Genomic DNA, 20,771 nt, shown 5'->3' with positions numbered 1-20,771 from the left:
GCGGGATGGTCACGGGGCCGCGAGGCCCGGGACGGCCATGACGGTCAAGACGGCCGGGTCGGCTGGGTCGGCCTGGAGGGTCAAGACGGCCGGGGCGCCGCGTCGGTCCGTTCGGCCGGGCAGCCGTTCAGGTCCGTTCGGCGGTTGCGGTCGGCGGTCGGTGACAAGGGTCGGCCGCCGCGGTCAGTGCAGCTCCTCCGGGCACGGCGTGCCCCGCGGTACGCCGTACGGCGCCGCCAGCCGGTAGGTGCCCGGCTCCGGCGCGAGCAGCACCGTCCACTTGTCGCCGTTCTCGTCCTCCTCGGTCTCCATCAGGCAGCCGTTGAGGTTGTCGTACGTCTTCGGCCCGTTGTCCGAGGCCCCGCCGTCGTCGGAACGGTTCCTGGACTCCTCCGTCTCCCGAGGCCCCTCCAGCTTGTTGCCCTCCGCGTCGACGACGCTCAGCCACGGCGAGTACGGGATGCGCACGACGACCCGGCCCGCCTTCTCGACCCGCATCGTCATCTCGCTCTGGCTGGCCCGCTCCACGACCGCGTTCGGCTCGGCCAGCGAGGACGGGCCCCGCACCGCGAACAGCTGCCAGTTGGCGTCGCCCCAGATCTGCTGGAGGTACGGCAGCCCCCGCTGCACCAGTTCCCGCTCCCGCTCGCCGCCGTCACCGTCCGGCGTGTCCTTCGGCAGCACCACGAAGTGCACGGCCCAGCGCTTGAGCCACTCGTGGTAGTTCGCCGAGTTGAGGGTGTCGTCGTAGAAGAGCGGGTTGCGCTCCATGTCGGCCTGCCGGTTCCAGCCCCGCGCCAGGTTGACGTACGGCGCGAGCGCCGAGGCCTCGCGGTGCGAACGCGCCGGGACGACCTCCACCCGGCCCTTGTCGGCGCCGACCTCCTGGAGTTCGTTCACCAGCGGCGCCAGCTCACGCGCCCAGGACGCGGCGGGCGTCGTGTTCACGACGTCGTCGACCGACTTGAAGCCGATCCACCCGACGAACGCGACGAACGCGACGACGATCGCGTACCACTTGCGGCTCTTCGGCACCGCGAACGGCAGGGCGGCCACCAGTGCCACCCCGGCGAACAGCATCGACAGCCGCGTCATGTTGGAACCGATCTGCGAACTCACCAGCCAGACCAGCAGTATGCCCAGCCCGTACACCGCGGCCGTGATCCGGACCGTGATCCACTCGCGGGGCACCAGGGCGCACACCAGGACCGAGAACACCAGCGGGAGGACCACCGAACCGAACCCCATCGGCTGGGTGCCCGAGAAGGGGAACATCCAGGCCGACACCACCACCACCGCGGTCGGGCCCAGCCCCAGCGCCCACGCCCCCGGCCGGCGCTTCTGCAGGAACAGCGCCACCGCCACCAGCCCCACGAACAGGCCCGCGACCGGCGAGGACATGGTGGCCAGCGCCGCCAGCGGCGCCGCGCACAGGGCCTTCGCCCAGCGTTTGTAGCGCCAGCGGTACGGCCAGCAGAACACGACGGCGACCGCGGCCAGCCCGAACATCATGCCCAGCCCGAACGTCACCCGACCCGACGCCGCGTTGCCCAGCAGCCCGAACACCCCCGCGAGCGCGGCCCACAGCGGATTGCGCACAGCCCGACTGCGGATGAGGAGCATCGTCAGCAGCGCGGCCGACACCGTCCCCGCGAGCATCATCGTCGTCCGTACGCCGAGCACCGCCATCAGGTACGGCGACACCACGCTGTACGACACCGCGTGCATCCCGCCGTACCAGGCCATGTTGTACGCGGAGTCGGGGTGCCGGCCGACGAACTCGGCCCAGGCGTCCTGCGCCGCGAGGTCGCCACCACTGTTCGCGAACGTGAAGAACCAGACGATGTGCAGGACGCCGGCGAGCGCGGTGACGGACAGTACCGGATGCCGCAGCATCCGGGCGCGCACCGCGAGGACGACGGCCTTGGGGCGGGAGTCGCGGGCCGAGGCGCCGGGGGCCGCTGAGGAGACGAGGGGAGAGGACGGTGCTTCGGGTGTGCCCGCGCCCGGCGGCCGGCTGTCCGCTCCCGGCAGGGGTATTCGCGGGCCGGACTCCGGTCCCGGCTCGGCGTCGTCGGCGCGTGTCGGCTCCGCTGTGGCCACCTGAAGGCACTCCCCGTATGACGTCTTCGTGTGCGCGTCGTCGTAGCGCGTCTTCTGCTCACGGTAACGGCGCGGTCACCGGCGACCTGCCTGTTTCGTGACGCTAGCACGCGCCCCGCCGACCGTCGCCCGCGGTGGGCACCGGTCGGCGGGGCGCGCTGCCCACCGTGCTCCGACGGTCAGCCCAGACGCGTCAACTTGTCCGTGAAGCCCGGCTCCACGAGGTCCTCCTGGAGGGCGACCGGGACCTTGACGGCGCCGCTGTCCGTGCCGTCGCCCACGGTGAGCGAGCCCACCTCCGTACCGGCCTTCGCCCGGTGCGGCAGCTCCCCGCCGGTGAACGTCAGCTTCACCTTCAGCCCCGGCCAGCCGACGGCCCTGACGTCCTCGGTGAGGGCGACGGGCGTACGGCCGCCCAGCCCGTCGTCCACGTATCCGACGACAGTGCCCTTCTTCAGTACCGTCGTCGATTCCAGCGCATCCTGCGCCGCCCGGATCAGCCGGTCGCCCGCGGAGAGCGCCCCGGCCAGGATCGAGTTGTCGGCGCCGCCCGCGGGCTGGCGCACCACGGCACCGACGATGGTCCGGACCTCGCCGTCGACGTCCTTCTTCGCGGCGAAGGTGAGGTTGCCCAGCGCCGAGGTGGTGGTGCCGGTCTTGATGCCGACGACGCCGTTGCTCCCCACCAACTGGTTCCAGTTGGAGTGGTTCTCACCCTTGTAGTCGTCGTACGACATCATCGCGGCGATCTCGCGGAAGGCGGGCTGCTTCATCGCGGCCCTGCCCAGCTTCACCTGGTCCACGGCCGTACTCACCGTGGTGTTGTTCAGACCCGAGGGGTCCGTGTACGTCGTGTTCGTCATGCCGAGGTCCTTCGCGGCCTTGTTCATCTTCTCGACGAACGCCTCCTCGGACCCCGCGTCCCAACGGGCGACCAGCCGCGCCACGTTGTTCGCGGACGCGATCAGCACGGCCTCCAGGGCCTCCCGCTGCGAGAACTCGTCACCGGAGGTCACGAGGACGGTCGACTCGTCCTTGGCGCCGGACTGCTTCTCCGCGGCATCGTCGATCTTGATCATCGGACCCTCGGCGCCGCTCTTGAGCGGGTGGTCGCGCAGGATCAGATACGTGGTCATGACCTTGGCGACACTGGCGATCGGCAGGGGCTTCTGCTCACCGGAGGAGCCGAAGGTGCCGATGCCCTGGACGTCCAGCGCGGCCTGCCCGGAGGCCGGCCACGGGATGTCGACCTTGCCGCCGTCGAAGGTGAACGTGTCCTCGGCGGTCAGTTCGAGCGTGGGTGCGGGAAGCGCGCGCATGTTCTGCACGACTGCGAAGACGATCACCAGGAGAGCGACCAGCGGCGTCCAGACCTTGACCCGCCGCAGGGTCGTGCGCAGCGGGGTGTCCGGCGGCGGCGGGGTGTTGGTCAGCTCGGCCAGCAGGTCCAGTGGCGGCTTGGGCGGCAGCGGCTGCTGCCGCGTCAGCTCCGGCCCGACCTGCGGGACGGCACGGGTGCCCTCGGCCGGGGGTGCGGCGGGCCGTGCCTGAGCCGAGGGCGGCAGCCGCAGCGAGGTGGTGGCGGAGTCCACACGCTTCGAAGGCTTACGGGTCTCGGGAGCGTCCGGGTCCTTGAGCGGCACGAACGTGCCGACGCGCTCGGGGGCGGACCTGGGGTCCGCGTCGGGTGCGGCCTCGGGTGCGGCCTCGGGGGCGGACTTGCCCCCGGCCTTGGAACCGGAGCCGTCGACCCTCTCGCCCTTGTCGGCCTTGGCGGTTCCGTCCGCCTCGTCCGTGTTCTTGGCCGCGTCGCCCAGCTTGAGCATGGTGGTGGGCTGGTCGACGGCGGGCGCGGAGGGGCGCGGGGCCTTGAAGACGGCGGTGGGCTGATCGGTGGAGGGCTCGGCGACACCGGTGCCCTCACCGTCGTCGGTGCCGTCGGCCTTGTCCGCGCTCGGCTCGGCGGTGGCCTTCGCGCCCTTGCCCTTGCCCTCGTCCTCGCCCGCGGGCTGCGGCTCGGGGCTCGCGTCCGTGGCGCCGCTGTCGCTGTCGTCCTCGGGGGTTGTGCCGGCGTCGGCCTCCGGCTCGGCGTCGGCTTCAGTCGCGGCCTCGGCGTCCGAGTCGGTGTCGGCGTCGGTGTCGTGCGCGCTCCCGGGTTCGTCCTCCCTGTCGGCTCCGTCGGACTTCCCGGCCTTGTCGGACTTCTCGGCCCCGTCGGATTCCTCGGTCGTACCGGTCTCGTCGGCCGACCCGCCCTCGGAAGCCCCGCTGGAGCCCTCGTCCCGGCTCGCGCTGCCGTCCTTGCCGTCCTCCGGGCCGCTCTCGGTACCCGCGGCGCCGTCGGAGGCCTCCTCGGCCTCCTGGGCGCCCTTGGAGCCCTTGGAGTCCTCGCCGTCCTCGTCCTGATCCACCTCCTCGGCGGACCGTACCCACGCCGTGACGGCGGCATGCAGCTGATCGCCACTGTCCGTAGCGGAATCGTCACGCCCGCCGGTCGTCCCGTCCGTGGATCCGGACTCGGGGTCCGGGTCCGCGGGCTCCGATTCCGCGGAGTCGGAGCCCGCGGAATCGGCCTCGGCCTCGGCCTCGGCGGAGTCCTCGGCCTCCTCGTCGTCGGTCTGCGCGTCACGCACCGACAGCACCCGGGTGGCCGTGTCCACGCCCCCGCGATCGCTCGCGGAGGCCGTGGCCTTCGATGACGTGGCTGAAGCCGAAGCCGAAGCCGAAGCCGAAGCCGAAGCCGAAGCCGAAGCCGTCGACGATGCCGAAGTGTCCTGGGTCACCGCCAGTCGGGGGTCCTGCTTGCCGGCGGCGCCTCCCCCGCTCCTGGCCTCGGGAACCGGACCCGCGCTCCCCGGCGTCGGTTCTGCCGACGACTCGCGCTGCTTCGACCTGTCGGGGGACTCGCCCGCCACCGATGCCTCCTCCTTGCGCCGCGCGTCGCGCGTGCGCCAACCGAACCGTGAAACCGTTCCGCCACCCACGACAGCGCTTCACGGCGCTGCCCGAACCATCTACCAGTGTCCTGTGCGTGGACTTCCCCCAGGTGGTAGACGAGAACGACATACCTATCGGTTCCCTAACAAAGCAGCCACGTGCTCTCGACAGACCAATGTGAGAGGGGTCACCCTGTCATTCATCCACGCGGGGAGGCATGGATGGGCAGGAGCCGCAGAACACTTCCGGAAGAGCTTCTGCTGCTGGCGTTGGACCCGACCACGGGTACCACCGCACAGCCGCAGTCGCTCGACCTCGGTCTGGCCGGAGCACAGCTAGTGGAGCTGGCGCTGGCCGGACGGATAGCCCCAGACGGGGATCGTATCGCCGTGGTGGTACCACGGCCGACTGGAGATCCGACATTGGACTGCGCGTTGGAGTTGCTGCGAAGGCGCGGCGCTCCGGTCCGGGCGGTCAACTGGATTGGCGGGCCGCGTCTTGGGCTCCGCCAGACCTACCTCTCGTATCTGGAGCGGTGCGGCATGGTGCATGCCGTGGCCGGCCAGATGTGCGGGGTGTTGCCGACGACTCGCTATCAGGCGACGGACAACGAGATCAGCCGGGAGATCAGGGCCCGGCTGGACTCCGCGATCCGTACCGGCGTGCCACCGGACCCACGGACCGCGGCGCTCGCCGCGCTGGCGCATGCCGTGGGTCTGGGCAAGCACCTGTACCCGGGGAACGAGGGTCGCTCCTCACGTTCCCGGTTGCGGGACCTGATCAGGCACGACCCGATGGGCGGCCTGGTGGCGCATGCCGTGATGGACGTGCAGAACGGTGTGGCGGCCCAGCCACGCCGTAACCCGGCCCCGGCAGGAGGCCGTCAGGCCGCCACCGCCGGCGGCAGGGGCGGACCGGAGCCCGCCCGTGGCGTTCCGGCCCAACCGAGCCACGGATCCATGGCGCGCGCCGTGGCCCATTAGGGCCACTGACGGGCCACGGCACCGCAGACCCGGTCACGGGAGCCGCTGTCCGAGCGGGGCGGAGAGAATGCGCGCATTCTCTCCGCCCCGCTCGGCGTGCCGGAAAACGGTCACCGTACGGACTCCGCACCGCTCTGTGCCACCGCCGCCCTCGCCCCCCACGAACAGGGGTGGGGAGCTGCTGGAGTTTGGGTGTAACCGCTGGATATCCGCTGTTCTCCAGCGGCGGGAAGCACCTTGGTGGCAGTCTGCTCAACACCAGATACGCAAAGTGGCAAGTACGAGTAAGTACGAGGCACGCAGCCGGAGGTGCACGTCCCGTGGCGTCCAATGTCAATCCCACCGTCAGACGACGCCGGCTGGGCCAGGAGCTGCGCAGGCTCCGTGAGCTCAAGGGCATGACGGCGGAGGAGGTGGCGGAACGACTGCTGGTGTCGCAGTCGAAGATCAGTCGGCTGGAGAACGGCCGGCGCAGCATCAGCCAGCGTGACGTCCGCGACCTCTGCGGCGTTTACGAGGTCGAGGACCAGCGGATCGTCGATTCGCTGATGCAGATGGCCAAGGACTCGCGCCAGCAGGGCTGGTGGCACGCCTTCGGCGACATCCCGTACAGCGTCTACATCGGCCTGGAGACGGACGCGGAGTCACTCAGGGTCTACGAACCCCAGATCATCACCGGCCTGTTGCAGACCGGGGCGTACGCGGAGGCCATCATCCGGGGCGGTTCGCCGGAGGCGTCGGAGCAGGAGAACGAAAAGCGCGTCGAGGTGCGCCTGCGCCGGCAGAGCCGCATCGACGCCGAGACGGACCCACTGCGACTGTGGGTGGTCCTGGACGAGGCGTCGCTGCGCCGGGTCGTCGGGAGCCGGCAGGTCATGCGTGAACAGCTCGAGCACGTCATGGAGCTGTCGCAGCAGCCGCACATCACCGTGCAGGTGCTGCCGTTCGAGGTGGGCGCGCACTCGGGCATCAACGGCCAGTACTCCATCCTGGAGTTCGCGGACGCGGCCGATTCGAGCGTCGTGTACATCGAGGGCGTGACCAGCGACCTGTACCTGGAGAAGCCGCACGACGTGCAGAAGTACACCGTGATGTACGAGCACCTGCGGGCCCAGTCCCTGAACGTGGAGCAGTCCCGCCAACTGGTCGAACGGGTCGCGAAGGAGTACGCGCGCTGACGTCCCGGGAGGACGATCACAGCTCTCCGGCAGGCAAAGGGGGCGGCACTGTACACCGCTGACATGCCTCGTTGGAGGTCTCTCCTGGAATATGCCACCCGGTCGAGTGAATGGCTGCTCCGAGGGAAGAAGGTGGCGAGTAGCGTCGATCACGCCAGCCGTCAGTGAAGGTTGGCGCAATCCGTTCTGCGGGTCCCTGCTGGAACGCGCAGCCCGGTGACAGCAACTCGGCAACTGGCTACGGAGCGAACATGGCAATTCGTCTGGGCGCCACGGAAACGTGGACGACGTCCTCCTACACCAACAACAACGGCGCGTGCGTGATGGTCAGGTCGACCATCGAGGAAGCACTGGAACTCGGGGACACCAAGATCCCCGAGGGTCCGAAACTGGCCTTCCCCACGGACGCGTGGAGCGTTTTCGTGGCCTCGGTGAAGGCCTGAGAAGGCCACAACCGCACGGGGGACGGGTAACCAGGGGGGCGGACAACAGAGGCAGGCAGAGGGCCGCCGGCAGCCCCGCCACGACGGGCCACCTGTAGGCGGCACCCACCGCAAGCCCGGCCCCGCCCCTCCCCAGCACGATCGAAGAGCCCTCTCGACGAGATCGCCGTCCTTGCCGAGAGGGCTCGGCCCACACCCACGCCCCCCATCTGCGGCCTCGGTGGCTTCGCTACCGCGCCGCTCTCATCGCGCAGTGCTTATTGCGCAGTGCTCACCGCGCAGTCCTCATCGCGCAGCTCCCACCGTGCCGCCTCACCGCACCGGGAACGCCACGTCGCACACCGGATCCTCGGCCCCCGCGGCGTCCCAGTCCGCGAAGTACACCTCCCGGCAGGGCCCCGCGGCCGTCAGCCCCTCGGCCGCCATCCACTGCTCCACAGCCTCGAACGCGGCCAGGATCTGCGGATGAGCCACCTGCGCCTTGGTGATCCGGGTGCGGGCCAGCCGTTGGGCCGGCTCCACCCGCACCGCCGTCTGCCGGGCCCGCCCCTGCGCCCCGGCCCAGGCCCGGGCCGCCGCCTCGTCGGCGACCGGCACGCACGCCTCGGCCGGACCGTCGCTCTCCATCGACACCTCGGAGTGATAGGCGACGAAAGGCACCCCGGCCACGCCCCCGCACGCGGACGCGGCCCCCTCCAGCCGCCCCAGCGCCGACCCGATCCACGCCGGCAACTCGTCCGCCAGCGTGTGCCGCGTCTCGGTGACCAGCACCTGCCGCGGCACGTCCACCGTCTCGACCACGAACTTCCCGTACATCTCGGAACTCCTCCCGGAGAGTCGTCCACGAAGGAATGCGGCGAGTGTCCGCTGCCCGGCGACCCGCGCCTCGACGTCCGCCCAGTAGGCGGCGAGCCGGTCGGCCGCGGCCGCACCGTCGTCCGCGTCGAGAACCTCGGCGATCCGGGCGAGCGGCATGTCCAGCTGCCGCAACAGCGCCACCGTCCGGGCCCGCTCGACCTGGCCCGACCGGTAGAACCGGTACCCGGTGGCCTCGTCGACCCGAGCCGGAGCCAGCAGCCCCAGCCGGTCGTACAACCGCAACGCCTTGGCCGACAACCGCGCCCGCGCCGCGAACGCGCCGATCCCGAGCAGTTCCTCGTCCACCGCGCCCTCCTCCGCCGTCGGGCAGCTCTTCCGCCCGACGGCACGAACGCTCGTCCCTGCCCCAGGGGCAAGGTCAACGCCTCGACGGACCCGGGACCGCCGCGATCGAGGGAGCGCCACTCGAGGAAGGTCCGTCCGGCTAGCCGAGCGCGCCCTCGACCGCCGCCACGAGCTCCGCCGCCTCCGGCTCGGTCTGCGGCGAGAAACGGGCGACGACCTTGCCGTCCCGCCCGATCAGGAACTTCTCGAAGTTCCAGCGGATGTCCCCGCTGTGCCCCTCGGAGTCGGCGAAGCCGACCAGCCGCTCGTACAGCGGGTGCCGGCCCTCCCCGTTGACCTCGACCTTCTCGGTCATCGGGAAGGTCACCCCGTACGTCGCGGAGCAGAACTCGGCGATCTCCTCCGAGGTGCCCGGCTCCTGCCCCATGAACTGGTTGCAGGGCACGCCGAGCAGCGTGAAGCCCTTCGCCGCGTACTGCTCGTGCAGGCGCTCCAGCCCGGCGTACTGCGGGGTCAGCCCGCACTTGGAGGCCACGTTCACGACGAGCACGACCTGGCCCGCATACTGCGCCAGCCCGGCGGAACCGCCGCTCAGGGCACCGATCTCAACATCGAGGGGAGAAGAACCGTTGGTCTCTACAGTCGTCATACCCGGATGCTAGCTCCGGCACGTGACAAGGCATAACAAGGAGTGGCATACGCGACGCCTACACAACGCGACGCTCCCGCGACCGGCCTCGACAGGCGACCTCTGCGGCCGCCCGCCCGCACCTACCGCATGGACGGCCCCGAGCGGCCACGACGAAGGGGAGCCGATGTGCATCGGCTCCCCTTCCCTTCCGTCTGCCTACGCCTTGCGTGCCACTCCGCAGTAGGCGTCCACGGTCTTCTCGCCGTCCTCGCCCGGCGTGCCGGCCTCGGGCCGCCACTCCGGGACCCGTACGACTCCGGGCTCCACCAGTGCGAGGCCGTCGAAGAACCCGGCGATCTCCTCGACCTCGCGCACGTAGTACGGCACGGCGCCGCTCGAGTTGTACGCGTTCGAGGCCGCGATCATGCCCTCGCTCGTCGCCGTACTGTCGCTGATCACGAGGTGGCTGCCCGAGGGGAGCCCCGCCATGAGCCGGCGCACCAGTTCACGTGCCTGCTCGTAGTCGGCGACATGGCCGAGCGTGTTGAGGATCATCAGGGCGACGGGCCGGGACAGGTCCAGCGTCCCGGCGGCGGCCCGCAGGACGGACTCGGGGTCGTAGAGGTCGGCGTCCAGGTAGTCGGTGCGGCCCTCGGGGGTGCTGGTCAGCAGGGCGTTGGCGTGGGTCAGCACGATCGGGTCGTTGTCGACGTACACGATCCGCGCGTCCGGAGCGACGCGCTGCGCCACCTGGTGCGTGTTGTCGGCGGTCGGCAGCCCCGTACCGACGTCCAGGAACTGCCGTATCCCCTGCTGCCCGGCCAGGTGCGTGACAGCCCGCCCCAGGAACCGCCGGCTGGTGTGGGCCACGTCGACCAGCCCGGGGAAGATGTCCTTGATCTGGTCCCCGATCTCCCGGTCGACCTCGTAGTTGTCCTTGCCCCCGACGAAGTAGTTCCAGAACCGCGCCGAGTGCGGCTTCGTCGTGTCGATCCGGGCACGTGTCTCGAAACCGGCACTGTCCTGGGTGGTGTCCTCCGACACGGCTGAGCCTCCTGTGATGAGCGTGACCAGTGGGGCCAACGTAGGTGAACGTGACCGGATCTCACCCTGGTTGACGTCAAACCCAGCGACCGAAGCACCTGTTCCAGCCACTTCACCGCGTAGCAGAGCGCCTGTTGCTACACCGGAGGCCCCGGTTGGACCTTCAGGCCGCCGACGAAGGCGGCGAACACCGGAGCAGAGACGGAGAGGACGGCACGAGTCGGGTCCTTCGAGTCGCGGATGGCTGTGCAGGTGTCCGCCTCCGCGATTTCCACGCAGGCGTTGCCGTCGCCGCTGCCCGAGTAGGAGGACTTCCGCCAGCTGTCGGGAGTGATCACCGGGCGTCTCACAACTCCTTGGTCAGTCCGTGAACAAGGTCATGCGAACGCTCGGGATCGAGTGACACTGCTTCCACTCTACGGAAAAGTGTTCGGAACACTCCGAGTTGTGCTTCGGAATCCACGAAGACGGTGCCGTGAGGGCCGTCGCGCAGCACAGTGTCCAACCTCGGGACGGTTCCGCCCGGGTACACCATGTCGGCCGTGATGTCCGCGAACTCCTCCGGTTCGAAGGGGATCACGCGGGCCGAAGGGTCTCCGGCCCGGGCCTTCCGCGCTTGCTGGAGGACAGATGACCCTCCCGAGGGTTACTTCACGTCGACGTAGTCCGCCGCGGAGGCGACCGCCGGGGCGGCACCCGGCCTGCGCTGACGGTCTGTGCGGGCAGGGGCCGCTCGACGGCGGAGCTATTCCACGTCGACACCGTAATCCCGGACCAGTTCCTCCAAGCCGCCCCGGTATCCCCTGCCTCCGGTGACGAAGTCCCAGTCACCGTTCGAGCGGCGGCGGAAGGACCCCAGTACGAGGGCGGTTTCGTCCGGGCGGCCGTCGGAGACATGTAGTTGGCCGAGTGGGGAGCCCTCGGAGTCCAGCAGTCGGATGCCGGCGTCGGTGAAGCCGGACAGGTCGGCCGCGGGGTTGGCGACAGGGTCGACTGCGGCGATGACGACGAGACGGTCGGCGTGTGCCGGCAGGGCGTCGAAGGAGACCTGGACGGCGGCTCTGTCCGGCGCGACGGGGACGAGCGTGCGCACCATGCCATCGGGTGTGCGGGGATTGTTGTAGAAGACGAAGTGGTCGTCGTCCAGGACCCGGTTGCCGTGGCAGACGAGGGCGCACACGTCCAGGGCGACGCTGCCCGACCAGTACATGCCCAACACGTTGTGGTCGTCCGCGTCCGCGTCCGTGTTTGCGTCGGTGTCGCTGTCGGTGTCGCCGCCGGTCTCGCTGTCCGGTGCCGTTCGCCGGTCGGGCAACGGGCGTTCGCCGCTGCCGAGGCGTCCGCGCAGCCCGTGGCGGTGCAGCAGGTCGACCAGTTCGGAGCCCGCCACCAGTTCCAGGGGTACGAGAGCGTCACCGTGGAGGCCGTCGCGGACGCGTCGCAGGTGTCGCGGCGTACGGTGTTCCGGCACTTCGACGGCAAGGACGAGCTGGCCTTCCCCGATCACTCCGCGCGGCTGGAGCTGCTGGCGCGCCACCTGGTGAAGCCGACCGGGAACCGATCGCCGGTGGACGTCGTCATCGCGGCCACCGAGGTGGTGATGCTCGACTTCCTGAGCAGGCCCGAGCTGGTGCTCCAGCGCTACCGGCTGACCCGGATCGTGCCCGAGTTGCGCAGGCGTGAGGTGCTCGAGAACGAGCGCTATGTCGCCCTGACACGGGCGTATCTGCGGGACCGGCTGCCCGCGGACGGTCCGGCGTTCCTGCCGGTGGCGCTCTCCGCGCTGATCGACGCGATGCATCGGTCGGCACTCGGCGACTTCACCCGCAGCGGCGGGACGGCGGACGCGTACGCCGAGCTCAAGGAAGGCATGGAGTGGATCCGCCGGACACTGATCGAGGAACCGGCCGCGGGCGGCCCCCTGCTGGTCGCCGTGCTGCCGGACACGGTGGCCGCGCGGCGTGCGCTGTCGGCGCTGCGTGACGAAGCCGAGGAGGTGTTCTGACGCCCACGAGCCGATGCGCCGGCCCACTCCCATGACGCCCACCTCGTCAACCTCGCCGATACCCATGACCAGGAAAGATGTCTCCCGTGCCATGGCCCGGCAGCCATCGGGCCCCGGGCTGGGGGGCTCGATGGCGAAGCGGCCTGCTCCGTGGCTCCGGATGGGCGCGAGCGGCGCGGAGTGACGGCCTCGTCCTGCACGGACAGCAGCACCCGTCGACGGCCCTGGTGCCCTCCCGCCCCGGCGTACGAGTCCCCCGCGCTCCCGTCCTCCCGCGCTCCAGCCGGTCGGCCAGGGCCGTGGTCGATGCCGAGTTCACTCCCAGCCGTGCGTCGAGCCGCCGGGCCGGCACTCACGCCCGTCCGGGAGGTGTCCAGCCGGTGGAGCAGCGCGTGGACGTCCGTGGGGTGAAGACCGTTGTGGCCGGCGAACTCGGCGGTGAGGGCCGGGATCAACCTGGTGACGTGGGTGCGGGGCCCCGGCCGGGCGGCTGCGGCAGAGGGGCAGCGGTGTGGAACCTTTCACTCGCACGGACTGAAACCTGTCATGGCTGATGTAGACATGCGCCCGCGAGGGGGTTAACGTGTCTGCTGTAGCCAGGAAGTCGGTAAGGCGCGGCAGGCATGAACTGCCCGCGCGGAACAAAGGTTGTGGCACGGCGGTGGAGTGGTGGGGCCGGAGTAGGCTTTGGGTCCCCTCGCTGATCGCCGGGCCCGGTGGCCTCGTGAGGGCCGCCGACAGTACGCAGGACCCGCAGTATCAAGAGGTTGGACAGAAGGAAGAGAAAAGGAGGCGGACGCCATCAGGATCGCCCGGGCGAGAACGGTTCGCTCGGGTACCGCAGGCCCCGGAACGGAAGGTGGTCCCACGGTCACTCATCCGCGATCCCCGCACTCTCCGCCCCCCGTCGGGGGCCGGTGCGGAAACAGAGGGCCGGCCTCGCAGTAAGCCGGTCGATGGTGTTACAAATCCCTCGGGGCCTTGGTGCCGTACGGCACCAAGGCCCCTCGACGCATTCCCCCATTAGAGGTGCAGATGACCGCAGACACACCGCTCGACCGCATCGATGACGACGACTACCCCGCTTACACCATGGGACGAGCAGCGGAGATGCTCGGTACCACGCCCGCTTTCCTGCGGGCCCTGGGCGAAGCCCGGTTGATCACGCCTCTGCGCTCCGAGGGCGGCCACCGCCGCTACTCCCGCTATCAGTTGCGTATCGCCGCCCGAGCCCGGGAGATGGTTGACCAGGGGACTTCCATCGAGGCGGCTTGCCGCATCATCATTCTGGAGGACCAGCTCGAAGAGGCCCAGCGCATCAACGACGAACTGCGACGCGGTGATGTCGTGGCCGGCCACAAGGCGGACGCCTGACCTGTACCTCTACCTCACAGCGGACGGTAGCCCTACCGGGCCCGTGGCCGATAGCCGATCAGGCCGGGCGTCGCAGTCCGGCCCGGGGCGGCAGCCGGAAAAGCCGCGTGGCCGGTGCTGCCGTGTCGGCCTTCGGACCGGCAGCCGAGTGCCACCGAATGATCCGCGCACGATGTGCCGGTCGCGCATGCCGCGGCTCACCGGGCGCCCCCTGCGCCCTCACCGCTGCCCCGTACCGGGGCTCGCGGCTCCTCCCGTCGGTCAGATGGACATGGGGGCGCCAAGCATCGCGGAAGCCCGCTGGAGCGGGTCGACGATCCTCGCGGCCGCCGTCTCCGTGGTCTCCGCGGCCTCGGAGACGGTGCGGCAGGTGAAGCCGAGCTGAGCCATGGCCCGGAGGACTTCGCCGCTGCTGAAGTCACGGCGGTCCTGGCGGGTGATGACCTGACCGACCTGCTTGGCGGGGTAGTGACGGCGCCCGATGATCACGGAGTCGCCGGTGACCGGCTCGGGCTTGACGCCCTTCAGCGATTCCAGCACGCCGGCCTTGGTGAGCTCGAACGGAAAGCGGGCAATGACACAACGCACGATGCCTCACAAGGGGAAGAGGGGAAAAGAAGGGGGCGACCGGGGTAAGGCGGTTCAGTGGGAGAGGGCGAGGACGCCCAGGGCGTTGCCGTGGGCGTCGACCACGGGCAGGATCCCGAGCCGCCGGTGCCGCATCGCGTGCTCGGCCTCGGCCACCGTGGTCAGCGGCGAGGCGAAGAGCCCGCCGTCGTCGGAGATGTCACGCAGGCGGACCCGGTCGGTGTATCCGGAACCGTCCCGTACGGAGGTGAGCCGGGCCCGGGTGACCAGGTCGGTGCACCGGCCGTCCTCGTCACAGACGACGAGGTGACCCGTGCGGGCGGCGGCCATGACGGACAGCGCCACCTCGACGGTCATGTCGTTCCAGACCTGGGGCCCGGCCGTGTCCATGACATCGGCAACCGTCCTGTGCGCGGTGCCGGCGCTCGTCGAGCGGGAATGCGTCTGGACCAGCGTCAAGAGGTGCCTCCTGCAGAGATGGTTCAGCTTCCTGATCAGGACGGTTCCGGGTTCTGGAGACCGGGACCCGGCTTCTGGGTCCCGGGACCCGGCTTCTGGGTCCCGGGACCCGGCTTCCGGGTTTCTCAGGCTGCCGCGTCGGAGACGGACCGCCGTGCGGGCGCGCGCCGGGCCGCCGGCACGGAGCGACGCCGGCCGCGTGAGGTGGCGCCGCGCTTGGGGCGTTCGACCACCGGTGCGGTGATGACGACCGGGACGCCGGAGGGGGCCTGGGCGCCGGTGATGCGGTGCAGGGCCTCCGCGCCCGCGCGGACCTGGGTGGTCTGCGGGGCGATGCCGGCCATTTCCATGAGGCGGGTCATGGCGCGGCGCTGGTTCGGGGTGACCAGGGTGACGACGCTGCCCGACTCCCCGGCGCGGGCCGTGCGGCCGCCGCGGTGGAGGTAGTCCTTGTGGTCGGTCGGAGGGTCGACGTTGACGACGAGGTCGAGGCTGTCGACGTGAATGCCGCGCGCGGCGACGTTGGTCGCCACCAGCACGTTGACGTGCCCGTTCTTGAACTGCGTCAGCGTGCGGGTGCGCTGCGGCTGCGACTTGCCCCCGTGCAGGGAGGCGGCCCGCACCCCGCTGTTCAGAAGGTGCTCGGTGAGGCGGTCCACGGCGTGCTTGGTGTCCAGGAACATGATCACGCGGCCGTCGCGTGCGGCGATCTCGGTGATGGCCGCGTGCTTGTCGGCGCCGTGGACATGGAGCACGTGGTGCTCCATCGTCGTGACCGCGCCGGCCGACGGATCGACGGAGTGCACGACGGGGTCGCTCAGGTAGCGGCGCACGAGCAGATCGACGTTGCGGTCGAGCGTGGCGGAGAACAGCATGCGCTGCCCCTCGGGACGGACCTGGTCGAGCAGGGCGGTGACCTGCGGCATGAAGCCCATGTCGGCCATCTGGTCCGCTTCGTCGAGGACGGTGACGGACACCTGGTCCAGTCGGCAGTCGCCGCGTTCGATGAGGTCCTTGAGACGTCCGGGGGTGGCGACGACGAGCTCGACGCCACGGCGCAGCGCGCCGGCCTGCCTGCTGATCGGCATCCCTCCCACGACCGTCGCCAGGCGCAGCTTCACGGAGCGGGCGTACGGCGCCAGCGCGTCGGTGACCTGCTGGGCCAGCTCACGCGTCGGTACGAGGATCAGCCCCAGCGGCTGCCCGGGCTCCGCGCGCTGCCCGGCCGTACGGGCCAGCAGGGCCAGCCCGAAGGCGAGGGTCTTGCCGGAACCGGTGCGCCCCCGGCCGAGGACGTCACGGCCGGCGAGGGAGTTCGGCAACGTCGCGGCCTGGATCGGGAACGGGACGGTCATGCCCTGCGAACCGAGCGAGGCCAGCAGTTCCTTGGGCATGTCGAGATCGGCGAAGCTCTCCACGGCGGGCAGTGCCGGGGTGATCGTCTTCGGGAGGGCGAACTCGCCCTGCAACGCGGCGGGGCGGCGACCGTGACCGTTGGAACGGGCCGGTCCGCCGGAGCGGTTCGGGGACGACGAGCCGAACCGGTTGCCGTTCTTCGCGGGGGCGCCGCCGCCGTTCCGAGTGCGGCCGAAGCGGTCGTTCGTGCGTGTGCGGTTCATTGCGAGACCTTCCTTGATACGGCACATATCAAGGAATTCCCGCAGCAGTGAACAGCGCGGAGAATTGCAAGAACGGGCCGAATGGAACACGAAGATGAATCGTGCGCCATGATGTGATCGAGAGAGGATGTTCTGGCATCCCCGAGGGGGAATCCATAGTGCGTAAGTCCGCGGATTCCTCAGAGTCGTCCCGCAGGCGAAACCACTGCGGAAAGTACGTAAAGTGCGTACAGCTGGGGCCCGCACCCCGAAGGATGCGGGCCCCAGCTGTACGTGTGCGCCGACGTCAGGCGGGAACGATGTTCTCGGCCGTCGGGCCCTTCTGGCCCTGCGCGATGTCGAAGCTGACCTTCTGGCCTTCGAGCAGCTCGCGGAAGCCCTGGGCGGCGATGTTCGAGTAGTGGGCGAACACGTCAGCGCCGCCACCGTCCTGCTCGATGAAGCCGAAGCCCTTTTCAGCGTTGAACCACTTCACGGTGCCAGTAGCCATGTTTTGTCTCCTTCGGGGCAGTGAGTCGGCACCCGCACTGTACGGATGCCGTGTCGCCGCGATGATCACCCCGCCGGAAAAAGAACCGGTGCCAAAAGGCACTTCCAGTGGCGAAGAAGCCGACTGAGAAGAACTTGGAATTTCGGGAACCACAACTGCAACTGAGATAGACAGTAGCACGTTGCGGCGGTCCGTGTGGGTTGAGGAATTCCACTCCGATCGTTACTGCAAAGAAACTGCCCGCACGGTTCCGTAAAACTCTCACTCCGCGGATGCAGATATAATGTCGTCCAGACCCCGCTGGTCCGTGAATCCCCGGCCCCGGCCCGGACTCCGACCACGAGGGCGACGGTCCGGACCGGTGAAGGCGGCCGGTGTGGCATCGGTGCGCCGGGAGACCACCCTGAGCGCTGTGGAACCGTCAGGCGGGGCCCCGCCCGGCGATGCTGTCGGCCGGGTCGTCGAGCAGGGCGATGCGGGCGGTGACGCGTTTGCCGCCGGGCTCGCGCTGGACCACGAGACTCCGCGCGACGGCCATGACGATCTCCAGCCCGTGCTGCCCCACCCGCCCGGCGTCGGTGGCCCGGGCCGTCGGCAGTGCCGGTTCGGAGTCCCACACCACCACCTCGACCGTGTCGCCCGCGATGCGCAGGTCCATCAGAACGGGGCCCGGCGCGTACTTGCGTGCGTTGGTGACCAGCTCGCTGACCACCAGCTGTGTCAGGTCCAGAGCGCGCTGCGGGACGTGCAGGCCGTGCTCGGCCTGTACCCGGGCGAGGAAGTCCGCGGCGAGGTGGCGGGCCTGGGCGATGGACGTGCCCTCCTCGTCCAGGGCCACTGTGGTCTGTGGAGCCGGCCGGTCCAGCGCGGATCCGTCCTCGTCCGTAGGCACGGGTTCCATCCAACCGCCTTCGCTTCCCGGCTCACACCTCCGCGCATACCCGAACTCGCGCCGGTACACGCCCTGCGTGCGCCCCTGCCGGGCTCTTTTTCCCGGCGCCGGTGCATCGCTTCGGCCGTGGGGAGCGCTTCGGGCGGAAGGTCTGGTGTGCAAGTATCACCGACATGGCCGAGGAATCAGTACCGGACAGCGAACAAGCCGGACGGCGCGGCGGACTGTCGGTCGTGACCGCCGCCATCGACGGCGTCCGCGTGCTCCACCTGACCGGGGAGATCGACCACCACACCTGCGAACCACTGCGGCAGGCCCTGAACACACTCACTGCCGACCGGCCCCGCGTGGTCGTCGACATGAGCGGGGTCACCTTCATGGACTCCAGCGGCATCAACACCCTCATCGTCGCCTACAAGAACGTCACCGCGGCCGACGGCTGGATCCGACTCGCCGCACCCACCGTCCCCGTACTGCGCGTCCTGCGACTCGTCCGCGTCGACGAACTCATCACCTGCTACCCCGACCTGAGCCAGGCCCTCGTTCCTTGAGGTCTGTCCGGCGGATCATGCCGGAGGCGCGGAGGCGCGGGGGCCGGCGCCGGCGTGATCCGGCGGACGGGCGCCGACACTCCAGTGGGACGTCGTGTCGTCCCCGCGCACGTCCACGGCCGCCCCGTCGGGTGGCAGGAGACAGCTGAAGCCATGAGGTGAATAGCTGTACGCCCTGCGGCGCCGGGAAATAAGTCCGATCGGTGACTTTTCATATCCATATGGTCGCTAAGAGTGGCGATGTCGCGGGAGTGGCCCATAGCGTCGGGCTCATGAGGAAATACCAGGTCACATGCCTCGGTTGCGCCATCGCACCCCTCGTCATCGGGATGGGTGCCCTCGCTCCGGCCGCCTCCGCCCGCAGCGGACCCGAGAGAGTGGTTCATCCGGGCCAGTCCATCCAGAAGGCCGTCGACGCGGCCGCACCCGGAGCCACCATCGTCCTGACGCGGGGCACCTACCGCGGAAGCGTCACGATCACCAAGCCGCTGACCCTCCGGGGCGCGGGTGAGCAGACCGTGATCGCGCCCGGGAAGGACGAGGAGGCGCGGAGTGCGTGCGCCGAGGCGGGGGACGGCATCTGTGTCACCGGCACGGACGAGCACCCCGTCACCGGGGTGAGGGTCCAGTCGCTGACCGTCGAAGGGTTCAAGAAGAACGGTGTCTCGGCCACGCGCACCGACCAACTGAAAGTCCACCGGGTGACCGCCCGGGACAACGGCCGGTGGGGCATCGCGCAGGATCGCTCCACCCGCGCCTCGCTCCGCTACAACACCGCAAGCGGCAACGGCGACGCCGGACTCTACACCGCCAACGTGTTCGAGGCCGACGCGGAGAGCAAGACCTTCGACACCCGTGGCACGGTGATCAGCGGCAACCGCCTGACGGGCAACCGGATCGGCATGACCACCCGCCGACTCGGGAATCTCACCGTCGAGCACAACGTCATCACCGAGAACTGCGCAGGTGTCTTCGTCGTGCTGCCGCGCACGGCGGGCGACCTGACCATCCGCCGCAACGCGGTCTACGAGAACAACACGTACTGCCCCGCCGCCGCGCGCCTGCCCCACCTCCAGGGGGTCGGCATCGTCCTCGTCGGTACGGAGAAGGCGCTGGTGACGCAGAACGTGGTCCGCGGCAACGTGGGTGACTCGCCGTATTCCGGCGGGATCGTCGTGTTCGGCAGCATGGACGGCGTCTCCAACGACCGGAACGTCGTCCGCGACAACCTCGTGCTGGGAAACCTCCCGGCGGACCTGGCCACCCGCGACGACAAGGGTAAGGACAACAAGTTCATCAACAATGTCTGCCAGACCTCCGAACCGGCCGGCGCCTGCTGACCGACGAGGCCGCGGCGGCCCGGGACAACCGTCTTCGGGCAACACCGCGCACTTCCACATGTACGGTGCACGGGCGACACGTCGGCCTCCACGGCCGGGACCGGCACACGACGGTCGATGAGGCGGACGGGCCACAGCAGCCCACGGGCCGCGCTGATCCACCAGCACATGACCAGTGACCGTGACCGGGCCGTCGCCGACCGGCTCGGTGCCATGGTCCGGGGCGGTGGGGGAGCGGCATCGGGCTCCTCCGGAGAGGGCGCCGAGCGGACGTAATGGCACGTGCGTGGCGCGGCGCCCGGAACGACGAAGGGCCGGCCTGGGAGGAGACCCTCCTGAACCGGCCCTTTTTCTCTGTGCCCCGGCAGGATCGGAACCCGCGAAACCCGCTTCGGGGGACTTCCCCCGGGCGGGGCTGAGACCTGCGGAAACGTCAACCTGGGGGTGTCTGGCCGGGGAGAACACGCCTCAGTGGTTCGCACGTGCTCACGAGGTTCCCCGGCCTCATGTGTGCTGAACCCGTTCTGGCGAGGGCCGTCGGAAAGCGGGACGGCGCAGGGACTTGCCCCGGCAGCCCGCCGCCCGGCCCTTCTCCGTCGGCTGGAAACAGCCTGCCTTGCCGCCGCCGGAGCGCGGATTCATGAGGATCCAGGGGGCGCGGGGCTCCTTGACGACAGCCTGTCCGGAGAGGGCGCGACCGGGTGCCGGGGCCGTACGTGCCGCCGTGACGGCCGGCGCCCTGCTGTGCCCGGTCTCCGTGTCCCTCGATTCTTGCGACCGGTTCAGCGGCTCTCCGTCCCGTCCGGCCCGAACCCGTTGCTGAATCCCTTCGTGATCCCGCTGGTGGGTGGACTCCGCAGAACCGAGAACACGGACGGGACGGGCAGTGCGGCGGGGACGCCGGCGAGAGGTGCGTTGGGGCTTCTGGTGTACATGTGGAGTTCACCGTATGAACCTGAGCCGGCAACCG

At 69.9% G+C, this 20,771-nt stretch carries 18 protein-coding genes and 2 pseudogenes; 7 read left to right on the top strand and 13 right to left on the bottom strand.

All coding sequences use genetic code 11. The features are described from left to right. Positions 1-183: 183 nt before the first annotated feature. Both V4Y04_RS15855 and V4Y04_RS15850 read right to left on the bottom strand, forming a co-directional pair. On the bottom strand, positions 184-2,103 hold the full coding sequence (locus tag V4Y04_RS15855) for an MFS transporter (protein WP_332428635.1): 1,920 nt from the start codon (positions 2,101-2,103) through the stop codon (positions 184-186). A gap of 179 nt (positions 2,104-2,282) precedes the next feature. Next, complete coding sequence (locus V4Y04_RS15850) at positions 2,283-5,018, bottom strand: D-alanyl-D-alanine carboxypeptidase (protein ID WP_332428633.1); 2,736 nt, start codon at positions 5,016-5,018, stop codon at positions 2,283-2,285. A 243-nt stretch (positions 5,019-5,261) separates the two neighbouring features. Between V4Y04_RS15850 and V4Y04_RS15845 the strand changes: the two genes are divergently transcribed. The 3 genes from V4Y04_RS15845 (at position 5,262) to V4Y04_RS15835 (ending at position 7,644) form a co-directional block, all read left to right on the top strand. After that, complete coding sequence (locus V4Y04_RS15845) at positions 5,262-6,023, top strand: GOLPH3/VPS74 family protein (protein WP_332428631.1); 762 nt, start codon at positions 5,262-5,264, stop codon at positions 6,021-6,023. Between the two features lie 320 nt (positions 6,024-6,343). Continuing rightward, complete coding sequence (locus V4Y04_RS15840; RefSeq protein ID WP_332428630.1) at positions 6,344-7,201, top strand: helix-turn-helix domain-containing protein; 858 nt, start codon at positions 6,344-6,346, stop codon at positions 7,199-7,201. A 251-nt stretch (positions 7,202-7,452) separates the two neighbouring features. Continuing rightward, positions 7,453-7,644 (top strand): DUF397 domain-containing protein, encoded by a 192-nt coding sequence (locus tag V4Y04_RS15835; RefSeq protein WP_332428628.1) that lies wholly within the window; start codon positions 7,453-7,455, stop codon positions 7,642-7,644. A 312-nt stretch (positions 7,645-7,956) separates the two neighbouring features. Here the strand turns inward: V4Y04_RS15835 and V4Y04_RS15830 are convergent, their stop codons facing one another. The 6 genes and pseudogenes from V4Y04_RS15830 to V4Y04_RS15805 form a co-directional block, all read right to left on the bottom strand. After that, positions 7,957-8,808, bottom strand: a complete 852-nt coding sequence (locus tag V4Y04_RS15830) for a MerR family transcriptional regulator (RefSeq protein WP_332428627.1) — start codon at positions 8,806-8,808, stop codon at positions 7,957-7,959. 139 nt (positions 8,809-8,947) lie between these two features. Beyond that, positions 8,948-9,457, bottom strand: coding sequence for a glutathione peroxidase (locus V4Y04_RS15825; protein WP_332428625.1), 510 nt, complete (start codon positions 9,455-9,457; stop codon positions 8,948-8,950). A gap of 198 nt (positions 9,458-9,655) precedes the next feature. Further along, on the bottom strand, positions 9,656-10,483 hold the full coding sequence (locus tag V4Y04_RS15820; RefSeq protein ID WP_332428623.1) for an SAM-dependent methyltransferase: 828 nt from the start codon (positions 10,481-10,483) through the stop codon (positions 9,656-9,658). 137 nt (positions 10,484-10,620) lie between these two features. After that, the gene (locus tag V4Y04_RS15815) at positions 10,621-10,821 is read right to left on the bottom strand and encodes a DUF397 domain-containing protein (RefSeq protein ID WP_332428622.1); all 201 of its coding nucleotides are present in this window, start codon (positions 10,819-10,821) and stop codon (positions 10,621-10,623) included. Positions 10,822-10,829: 8 nt separating this feature from the next. Beyond that, positions 10,830-11,072, bottom strand: a pseudogene (locus tag V4Y04_RS15810) (Scr1 family TA system antitoxin-like transcriptional regulator); the annotation flags it as partial. A 156-nt stretch (positions 11,073-11,228) separates the two neighbouring features. Beyond that, positions 11,229-11,885 (bottom strand): annotated as a pseudogene (locus V4Y04_RS15805) (TerD family protein); the annotation flags it as partial. Between V4Y04_RS15805 and V4Y04_RS15800 the strand changes: the two are divergent. After that, on the top strand, positions 11,835-12,488 hold the full coding sequence (locus V4Y04_RS15800) for a TetR/AcrR family transcriptional regulator (protein ID WP_443080025.1): 654 nt from the start codon (positions 11,835-11,837) through the stop codon (positions 12,486-12,488). The pseudogene V4Y04_RS15805 and the gene V4Y04_RS15800 sit on opposite strands and share 51 nt — an antisense overlap. A 1,035-nt stretch (positions 12,489-13,523) precedes the next feature. Further along, positions 13,524-13,862 (top strand): MerR family transcriptional regulator, encoded by a 339-nt coding sequence (locus tag V4Y04_RS15795; protein WP_332428621.1) that lies wholly within the window; start codon positions 13,524-13,526, stop codon positions 13,860-13,862. A 261-nt stretch (positions 13,863-14,123) separates the two neighbouring features. Here the strand turns inward: V4Y04_RS15795 and V4Y04_RS15790 are convergent, their stop codons facing one another. The 5 genes from V4Y04_RS15790 to V4Y04_RS15770 form a co-directional block, all read right to left on the bottom strand. After that, positions 14,124-14,450, bottom strand: a complete 327-nt coding sequence (locus tag V4Y04_RS15790; RefSeq protein WP_332428620.1) for an SCO5918 family protein — start codon at positions 14,448-14,450, stop codon at positions 14,124-14,126. A 54-nt stretch (positions 14,451-14,504) separates the two neighbouring features. Further along, positions 14,505-14,909 carry a CBS domain-containing protein gene (locus V4Y04_RS15785; protein WP_332428619.1) on the bottom strand — a complete coding sequence of 135 codons (405 nt, stop codon included), beginning with the start codon at positions 14,907-14,909 and terminating at the stop codon, positions 14,505-14,507. Between the two features lie 125 nt (positions 14,910-15,034). After that, on the bottom strand, positions 15,035-16,528 hold the full coding sequence (locus V4Y04_RS15780; RefSeq protein ID WP_332428618.1) for a DEAD/DEAH box helicase: 1,494 nt from the start codon (positions 16,526-16,528) through the stop codon (positions 15,035-15,037). Between the two features lie 286 nt (positions 16,529-16,814). Continuing rightward, entirely contained in the window at positions 16,815-17,018 is a 204-nt protein-coding gene (locus V4Y04_RS15775; RefSeq protein ID WP_004986771.1) for a cold-shock protein, read from the bottom strand. Positions 17,019-17,439: 421 nt separating this feature from the next. Further along, complete coding sequence (locus tag V4Y04_RS15770; protein ID WP_332428586.1) at positions 17,440-17,919, bottom strand: ATP-binding protein; 480 nt, start codon at positions 17,917-17,919, stop codon at positions 17,440-17,442. A 164-nt stretch (positions 17,920-18,083) separates the two neighbouring features. Here V4Y04_RS15770 and V4Y04_RS15765 point away from each other — a divergent pair, with 164 nt between their 5' ends. After that, positions 18,084-18,461, top strand: coding sequence for an STAS domain-containing protein (locus V4Y04_RS15765; protein WP_332428584.1), 378 nt, complete (start codon positions 18,084-18,086; stop codon positions 18,459-18,461). A gap of 272 nt (positions 18,462-18,733) precedes the next feature. Further along, complete coding sequence (locus tag V4Y04_RS15760; RefSeq protein ID WP_332428582.1) at positions 18,734-19,801, top strand: right-handed parallel beta-helix repeat-containing protein; 1,068 nt, start codon at positions 18,734-18,736, stop codon at positions 19,799-19,801. Positions 19,802-20,771 lie beyond the last annotated feature (970 nt).

The organism is Streptomyces sp. P9-A2 (genome assembly GCF_036634175.1).
In the GTDB taxonomy this organism is placed as follows: Bacteria; Actinomycetota; Actinomycetes; order Streptomycetales; family Streptomycetaceae; genus Streptomyces; species Streptomyces pratens.
The sequence above is the reverse complement of the archived record's forward strand: the minus strand, read 5'-3'. Positions and strand labels throughout refer to the sequence as shown.

What these genes read in the sequence shown, in the direction of transcription:
- V4Y04_RS15760 (WP_332428582.1), top strand. Translation starts at nt 18,734, where the DNA reads ATGAGGAAATACCAGGTCACATGCCTCGGTTGCGCCATCGCACCCCTC.
- V4Y04_RS15780 (WP_332428618.1), bottom strand. Translation starts at nt 16,528, where the DNA reads ATGAACCGCACACGCACGAACGACCGCTTCGGCCGCACTCGGAACGGC.
- V4Y04_RS15845 (WP_332428631.1), top strand. Translation starts at nt 5,262, where the DNA reads ATGGGCAGGAGCCGCAGAACACTTCCGGAAGAGCTTCTGCTGCTGGCG.
- V4Y04_RS15765 (WP_332428584.1), top strand. Translation starts at nt 18,084, where the DNA reads ATGGCCGAGGAATCAGTACCGGACAGCGAACAAGCCGGACGGCGCGGC.
- V4Y04_RS15770 (WP_332428586.1), bottom strand. Translation starts at nt 17,919, where the DNA reads ATGGAACCCGTGCCTACGGACGAGGACGGATCCGCGCTGGACCGGCCG.
- V4Y04_RS15795 (WP_332428621.1), top strand. Translation starts at nt 13,524, where the DNA reads ATGACCGCAGACACACCGCTCGACCGCATCGATGACGACGACTACCCC.
- V4Y04_RS15825 (WP_332428625.1), bottom strand. Translation starts at nt 9,457, where the DNA reads ATGACGACTGTAGAGACCAACGGTTCTTCTCCCCTCGATGTTGAGATC.
- V4Y04_RS15775 (WP_004986771.1), bottom strand. Translation starts at nt 17,018, where the DNA reads ATGGCTACTGGCACCGTGAAGTGGTTCAACGCTGAAAAGGGCTTCGGC.
- V4Y04_RS15835 (WP_332428628.1), top strand. Translation starts at nt 7,453, where the DNA reads ATGGCAATTCGTCTGGGCGCCACGGAAACGTGGACGACGTCCTCCTAC.